Source organism: Acinetobacter guerrae (assembly GCF_009372255.1).
Lineage (GTDB): Bacteria > Pseudomonadota > Gammaproteobacteria > Pseudomonadales > Moraxellaceae > Acinetobacter > Acinetobacter guerrae.
The window spans coordinates 112248-119382 of the sequence record NZ_LXGN01000012.1 but is presented as its reverse complement, the minus strand read 5'-3'; the positions used below and the strand labels follow the sequence as shown (position 1 = coordinate 119382).

The following is a 7135-nucleotide window of genomic DNA, read 5'->3' as shown; positions in this document are numbered from 1 at the left end:
TTGCTCGGTGTGAGTGAAAACCATACTCTTAATTTCAACATCTGACCCAAACAGCTATTCCTTTGTCTCTCAAGGCTATTACCAAAATGTTGTTCATGCTTGGTTTCAGTTGAAATCCTCATAAAGGTTGTATTTTTTTCTTTTTCATATTTTGTGGTATGTGCAAGAATATTCTTATTACGTGTTTCCTATCAGAATACTATTGAGATAGATAAATCAGGAAATTTAGGCTTTAATTGTAATTCAAGAGTAAAATCTCAAATGGTGTTCTCTATGAAACTCAATTCCTTCTCCCCACTCCCTGACGATGATGAAGAACTGCATCTTCCTGAGCTTGTATACTGGGCATCCATTGGTGATATAGAACAAGTCATGCAATTATTGGCAGAGGGTATAGATCCTAACCAAACCGATGATGATGGCTATAGTGCACTTCAAGCAGCCGCTGAGAATGACAATTTAGCTGTGGTGAAGTTACTGGTGAGTCAAGGCGCAAATGTTTATTATAAAAGTGAATATACTGCGCTACAGCTTGCTGAAATGGCAGAGAATCATGACGTGGTTGCTTATCTAAAAAGGCTTTAAATCACTTATAAAATGATGGATAAAAAGAAGCCCCATCATCCTGACAGGGCCTCTTTATATTCCGTTTATTATGCTGTAAATATCCTATCTACAACCGCATCCTATGCATCTTATTATTTGCAATGAGACTTCCTGTCTCTCTATGTTTTATAGAATAGATTAAATGTATTGCTGTGCCAATTCGTCAATAACGACGATATATGTAAGTTTTAGCTTACACAGAATTTTTTTGGTATTTTTTGAGTTTCTGTACCAAATCGGTTAACGCTTTGTCTTCAAATTCGTTGGCTTCAAAGGTCTCATCTTTATTACGTTTGAAAATATCACGAATTTCAATCACAGCATTCGGATCGATCATATTCAAACTTGAGGTGACTTGGCGAATTTGTCCAACTGAATTTGAACCATAGGTCACTCCGTAGCTAATAAATGCTGCTGGTTTGCCACTCCATTCTTTGCCCAAATAATCCAATGCATTTTTAAGTGCAGGACTATAGCCATGATTATATTCAGGGCTAATAAAAATAAAGGCATCTGCTTGAGCAATTTTATCCGCCCACTCTTGCTGTTTAGGTTGGTCATAAATTCCTGTAGCAGGAGGATGACTTCCAGCAAAAAGTGGTAAAGCCCATTGTTTTAGATCGATGAGTTCAATTTTATTATCATTATCTTTTTGATTTGAAAGACTATTGTGAACCCAGTTAGCTACTTTGATCGCAGTACGTCCTTCTCGTATGCTTCCTACAATAATATAAATCAGCATTTGAATTCCTCTATTTGATTTTTTATCCAAATTAAACAGATTGTTGCGCTTTGAAAAGCATAACTTTGTTATGAATTTTAATTATTTGCTGTTCTTTCAGCTTCAGCCAACATTTTATCTGCCATTTCTTTTGTCTTTTTTAAACCTGGCATGCGATATTCTGTGTGTCCATAGTCTTGAATAGATTTCCAGCGACCACCCCAAGTCAATCCAACTGATTCAGATACTTCACCATAAAGTTGATAACCCCGCATTGCCCATGGGTCACGTTCAGTAATTACAACTTTACCGTTGCGTTTAAATGCAACGTCTGCGGCTAGCCCAAATTGATGATAACTTTGGTAACCACGTGCGCGCGTGGTATTGGGGTTGTTTGAAAGTATATTTTGTCTTGCTGGACTACGATAGCCTTCGAGTAGAACAAGTTCATAACCATAACGTTCTTTCATGAGCTTAAATACCATGAGTAGGCGTTGTTTATAACGTGAATGCATTTTATCCCATTTACGATCGACTAATGTTGGATCTAGTGACCCATGCACGTGTATCGACTCGAGTTGTGATGCCTGAATTGAATGATTACTTTGCGTTTGATATTGTTGTTCGAGTTGATTTGCCTCAATAATTGCTGCTTCAACTAAGGATTCATCGACTTCAGGAGGTGGTATTAGAATTTCACCATTCAAAAGTGTATAAATTTGTGGATCAACTTCTTTTAAATAATCTGCTTCAATATGCGTCGGACTAATTTGTCGGGTAAAAGCAAAAACCATAATACTGGCAAATAGAAAAAAACCAGCAATTAAAATCCACCACTGTTGTACATGCCAATACAATTGAAGTTGTTCGGGTGCAGATGCATGATGAATCTGTTTGGCAACACTTTTAACTTTGTTAAATTTTTGCTTACTTTGTGGTAATACGCTATGTAATAAACGAGAGAGTCTATGGCGAAATTCAAATGACATAAGACAAGCCAATGTGATTACAAGCCCCACAAAGCAAAAACAAATAAGCAAAATCATGAAAGATGTTTACTGTACTTTAAATGGTTTTTGAGTGACGGTAATTTCGACTGAAGCATTTAGATTTTCAGTTGTTTCTGGTTCTGGATGAGTAGTTGTAGTTTGTTTTGGTTCACGACTTTTAGAATTTGTTGTTAATTTATCAGCAGTGTTTGTTTTATCTGCAACAGGAGGTTTAATTGTCGTTTCAAAAGATGAAATACGTGGAATAGCAGCAATTGCAACAGACCTGTGCTTAAACAGTTCGCTTAGCTCACTGTCTTTAGGTTGTTGTATGGCTTCATCATCGGGTATTTCATGCTGTTCTAGTAAATGATTTATCGATTGTTCTTCATTTATAGGGTGTTTAATTGCCTCTTCATTGAAGGTTGCTGCATCTGCGCTTACAATTTCATTTCTATTCGCATTAGAAATTTTAAGAAATACCATAAACCCCACAACGCTAACGATTATTCCAGCTAAAAAACCAATGACAACGAGTAAAGTGGGGGATATCACAGTTGTTTTATGATTTTGTAAGATCCGAACAGTAGTTGAATTTTTTTGAGCCATATAGATTCACTAAGGCAGATAAATAGTTATGTGCGCTTCTTCAGTAGGTGCCGAAATCACGTTTTGATAATGTGCTAATGTATGAGTGCGTTGGTTGGAGAGCGTGTAACGCAAACCTGAGAAACTAAGCAGGGCAAAGAATAAAAGAAAAATTAGAATCCAGAAGAAAGGTAATTCTCTGTGAATAATGTGCTTAATTTGATCTGGAATGGCCGAAAAGGGCGAAAAATCAGCTTTTTTACCTTTAAGATAATCAATTTCATCACCTACACGGGCGACCAAATGATTTAAACTTTCAATCGATTCAATACGATATTTACCTTGAAAGCCGATAAGTAGACAATAATGAAAGATTTCTAGCGCAGCTAATCGATCTTTTCCACGGCTTCGTAGCTGTTCCAGAGTTTCAAAAAAGCGATAGCCTGCCAGTTGAGAACCAAATAGACATAATTGTAAGGGGTTGAGCAACCAAGCATTTTGTAAATTGAAGTAGCTAGGATCTTGTTGGGTCACAATGGTTTCATCTAATAATGCACAAAATGCATATTTTGCATCATCAATATCATCGCTAGAAAAATGTAGCCTCTTGGCTTGTTGTTCAAATCGATTCAATAAACTAAGAATTTTTTCCCTAAACTCATTTACATCCAAGGGAACATATTGGTTACGAATTAAAAATATGATGTAAAAACCATCATGTAACAAATCGACCAGATTAACCGTATGCCCTTTACTTGGGGATGGAGTGGGTGGAATGAGTCCTCCGCCAATTTTACCATCGTCAAATAATGATGGTGCAGTTGTTGGTTGAGTCATATTTTTTCCTCTTTATGCATTCATGACAGCAATCAATTCGAGTGTAATATCCTGAAAGCCCGCAGGGACATATATACAAATTGACTCCGATTCAAGCATTCGCTGATAAAGATCGTGATGAGATTCAATTTCAAAATAACTCACACCTGAACGAACAGGAATTGCGGTGGGTACTTGCAATAGATGGTGCAGTGGAATCGCAGGTAAAGCGGCGACCACGCGTTGTTCAACGTCGATACTACAGCCGACTTTAAAACGTAGTGGAACAATTTTAATTAATTCATGCATTTGCATTACACTACTAGAAACCGCGACATAAAGACGGCTATCACGGGTAATTTTGTCGGATTCCAAACTGCCTAGCCAATAAGATGAACGAATTTCTTTAAGTGCGATGCTCATATAGCGGCTAGAAATAATGGTATCTAGCAAATCGCGTAAAATCACATCCAATTGCTCAAAACTATCCTGTAAATGGTGATGATGATATTGAGGTAATTGATCAACTTCGTAAGCGGTGGAAAACGTTAGTAAGGAACCTGTTAAGCGCAATAATTCAAAAAATAGGCGTTCTGGATGAATTTGCGGGTTTTGCAATAGATGGCTTAAAGTAGCATGTGCAGTATTTAAGGCATTCACCAACCAGAAAGATACGATATCTCCAGAACGAAATTCGATGAGTTTTTGCTCGTTTTCACGATTATTCGTTTGAATGGTTTTGATTTTGGCTCGAATGACATTCAGTGTACGTTTCAAGTTTGAAGTCAGTGATTCTGAGCCTTCGATATGAAGCAACGGTGGAATAAATTTACGATCAAGTTCAAATGAACCTGAACTATGGCGCTTAATTTGACCAATCTGTAAGTATAAAAAACCATCTAAGTCTTTTTGAGGATCAAGTATTGAATCAAATAGTTTAAATTCTGCTCGACGCTTCAAGAGGCTAATTTCAGCTGGATGAGCTGTGGTAAATAAATCATGTGTTTCAACAAGATGGCTATGGTAACGACCCGTCTGCGTATTATCTTTAAAGTTAATATTTTGTTTATTTGCCTGTAACATAGGTAAAGCCAGATAAATCAACATTTCACCGTGAAGATTTAAATCATCCAGTAAGATAGGCGCGGGCAATAAATCCAGCGCAGGTGCCTGATAAATTTCACCATCCTGCCAGATCATCTCCACGGATTCTATTGCCAGCACATGCGTGGCAAGTTGCTTTTCATCAAAATGAAGCTTTTTAATTCCATACGCAAATGGAATAGTGGCACGAATAGTCAGATTCAAACGTTGTTCATGATAACTATCTTGAACCTGAAAATGCTGAGGTCGTAAAAATAAGCCTTCGCCCCAGAGAATTTTTTCTGCTTTAAACATGTGACCACTACCAACTTTTATTCATATTCATTTTTAGGTTGTACATCTAAGGTTTCTTGAATCATCTGCAAAGAATTTTCCTCTTTGACGACCTGTGTGAGCCATTCATGTAAAGGCATCTGACTCCATTTGATGGTTTTTTGCAGCATATAACTGACGGGACTATGTGGTTCATTGGTCCGAAAATAATCAGCAATATCTTGTAAAACCTTCATAGCCTGTTTGCGGTTGGTCAGATGATTTTGTATTTGCGGTTGAAAAACTGTCTGGTTTGAGATCATGATCGGCTGAGCCCTAACGGTCTCTGTAAGAAATGAAGTATTGGGAGTTGATTGATGCTTTTTTTCAGTCGGAGTCGTACTTGAAAGGATCTCTGTTCTATAAATTTTTTTTAAAGTTTGATGAATGTCATTAAAGTTTGAATCAACGTTGGCAAAGCTAGGTGCATCTACTTCCATTAATTCATCTAAAACCATTTTTAAAGTTTGCCAATGTTCCAACACATTACTAAAGGCTTGAAAATTTTGATGTTGAAAATTTTTAGAGGTATTGGATACAGCCTGTTCAAATTGCTCAAGCTCCGATACTTGCTCTTGTTGCTCGTGATCATCCGATTGTTTGCGTCGAATATTCTGATGGTAAAGAAAGTTTTCATAATCGAGAAAATTATAAAAAGGTTCACTATTGATGATGGGTACTTTTTTAATGAGTGGCGGTAATTGATTGATCAATCCCTGTAGTAGACCAATCCGCTGATCAAGATCTTCATCTTCAATTTCAGGATGTAGAGTCAACCAATATTGGTTGAGTAAAAGGTGGCTCAATTCAAGACCTTTGGCGATGCCTTCAAAGCCAAATTGATTTGACCAAGCTTCAGTCAGCCAACTTAACAAACGAATATCTTTACTTTTTTTACACATTAACTCACTGGCAGTACGTATAACTAGCTCCCAATCTGCCTGTTTACGTTCACTGACCCAATCGCCTTGATCCAGCAAGTTATCGTCCTCTATGCGGGCTTTTTTAATCAGATGAAATTCATTTGAAAATGAATAATCAATGCCACAAGGAGCATGTTCTGAAATGGGAGCAAGTAATGCCGAAATGTCGATACTCATATTGCGTTTTTACTCTTCATACTTCCGTTGTTTTGGTCTTTTTTCTGAGCGTTTTTTTATTCGCTATTTTGTTTTCTACAGGATCAATTAGATAGATGATCTCGGCTGCATTGACATCGATAAAGATCTGTTTTGGCAATTGCTGTGCTGCCAAAGCCATCAAAATTTCAGTCGCCAAAGCTGGTAAAATACTGGCATTGAGAATGTGATCGATGTTTCGTGCACCACTGTCAACTTCGGTACATCTACTGAGCAATAATTCAACTAAATCATGTGAATAGGTTACATTTGTCTTGTATTGCTGTTCGATACGAGCTGTGACTTTACTTAGTTTTTGCTGAATAATTTGTATTAATAAATCATCATGTAAAGGAAAATAAGGGACAATCTGCATGCGACCTAAAAATGCGGGCTTAAACTGCCTATAGAGGCTTGGCTTGAGATGATCAATCAGCTCTTTTGCTGTTGGCCACTGACTAGCAGGTTGATTCAAACAGGTCTGCATGATGACACTTGAACCTATATTTGAGGTCAATAAAATTGTGGTATTTTTAAAGTCAATGACACGCCCTTCACCATCTTCAAGTGTGCCTTTATCAAAGACTTGGTAAAATAATTCCTGTACGTCACTATGAGCTTTTTCGATTTCGTCCAGTAACACTACACTGTAGGGGTTACGTCGAACAGCCTCAGTCAAAACACCGCCCTGACCATAACCAACATAACCAGGAGGAGCACCTTTTAAAGAGGAAACAGTATGTGCCTCCTGATATTCAGACATATTCACGGTAATGAGATGTTGCTCACCACCATAAAGTTGTTCCGCTAATGGTCGCTTTCTAATAATACAGCATCTTACGCCGCATAATGGTTGCTTAATGATTTTGGAGGCTGACAAA

The 7135-nt window shown here is 37.4% G+C and carries 7 protein-coding genes and 1 pseudogene; 1 reads left to right on the top strand and 7 read right to left on the bottom strand.

Features of this window, described 5'->3' with window-relative positions; genetic code table 11:
- The first annotated feature begins 273 nt into the window (after nucleotides 1–273).
- Nucleotides 274–585: an ankyrin repeat domain-containing protein gene (locus A7A69_RS08540; protein WP_152877016.1), complete on the top strand. Its 312-nt coding sequence runs from the start codon at nucleotides 274–276 to the stop codon at nucleotides 583–585.
- A gap of 214 nt (nucleotides 586–799) precedes the next feature.
- Here the strand turns inward: A7A69_RS08540 and A7A69_RS08535 are convergent, their stop codons facing one another.
- The 7 genes and pseudogenes from A7A69_RS08535 to A7A69_RS08505 form a co-directional block, all read right to left on the bottom strand.
- Nucleotides 800–1348, bottom strand: a complete 549-nt coding sequence (locus tag A7A69_RS08535; protein ID WP_120370310.1) for an NADPH-dependent FMN reductase — start codon at nucleotides 1346–1348, stop codon at nucleotides 800–802.
- Nucleotides 1349–1425: 77 nt separating this feature from the next.
- On the bottom strand, nucleotides 1426–2373 hold the full coding sequence (locus A7A69_RS08530; protein ID WP_152877014.1) for a M15 family metallopeptidase: 948 nt from the start codon (nucleotides 2371–2373) through the stop codon (nucleotides 1426–1428).
- Between the two features lie 9 nt (nucleotides 2374–2382).
- A complete protein-coding gene (locus tag A7A69_RS08525) occupies nucleotides 2383–2925 on the bottom strand; it encodes a hypothetical protein (protein WP_152877012.1) in 543 nt (180 codons plus the stop codon).
- 9 nt (nucleotides 2926–2934) lie between these two features.
- Nucleotides 2935–3741 carry a type IVB secretion system protein IcmH/DotU gene (gene icmH / locus A7A69_RS08520; protein ID WP_152877010.1) on the bottom strand — a complete coding sequence of 269 codons (807 nt, stop codon included), beginning with the start codon at nucleotides 3739–3741 and terminating at the stop codon, nucleotides 2935–2937.
- 12 nt (nucleotides 3742–3753) lie between these two features.
- Complete coding sequence (tssK, locus tag A7A69_RS08515; RefSeq protein WP_152877008.1) at nucleotides 3754–5118, bottom strand: type VI secretion system baseplate subunit TssK; 1365 nt, start codon at nucleotides 5116–5118, stop codon at nucleotides 3754–3756.
- A gap of 17 nt (nucleotides 5119–5135) precedes the next feature.
- Nucleotides 5136–6236 carry a type VI secretion system protein TssA gene (tssA, locus tag A7A69_RS08510; protein ID WP_152877006.1) on the bottom strand — a complete coding sequence of 367 codons (1101 nt, stop codon included), beginning with the start codon at nucleotides 6234–6236 and terminating at the stop codon, nucleotides 5136–5138.
- A 16-nt stretch (nucleotides 6237–6252) separates the two neighbouring features.
- Nucleotides 6253–7065 (bottom strand): annotated as a pseudogene (locus A7A69_RS08505) (AAA family ATPase); the annotation flags it as partial.
- Nucleotides 7066–7135: the final 70 nt, after the last annotated feature.

Excerpts from the sequence above, each read along its gene's own strand:
- A7A69_RS08540 (WP_152877016.1), top strand. The coding sequence starts at position 274 with ATGAAACTCAATTCCTTCTCCCCACTCCCTGACGATGATGAAGAACTG.
- A7A69_RS08535 (WP_120370310.1), bottom strand. The coding sequence starts at position 1,348 with ATGCTGATTTATATTATTGTAGGAAGCATACGAGAAGGACGTACTGCG.
- A7A69_RS08530 (WP_152877014.1), bottom strand. The coding sequence starts at position 2,373 with ATGATTTTGCTTATTTGTTTTTGCTTTGTGGGGCTTGTAATCACATTG.
- A7A69_RS08525 (WP_152877012.1), bottom strand. The coding sequence starts at position 2,925 with ATGGCTCAAAAAAATTCAACTACTGTTCGGATCTTACAAAATCATAAA.
- icmH (WP_152877010.1), bottom strand. The coding sequence starts at position 3,741 with ATGACTCAACCAACAACTGCACCATCATTATTTGACGATGGTAAAATT.
- tssK (WP_152877008.1), bottom strand. The coding sequence starts at position 5,118 with ATGTTTAAAGCAGAAAAAATTCTCTGGGGCGAAGGCTTATTTTTACGA.
- tssA (WP_152877006.1), bottom strand. The coding sequence starts at position 6,236 with ATGAGTATCGACATTTCGGCATTACTTGCTCCCATTTCAGAACATGCT.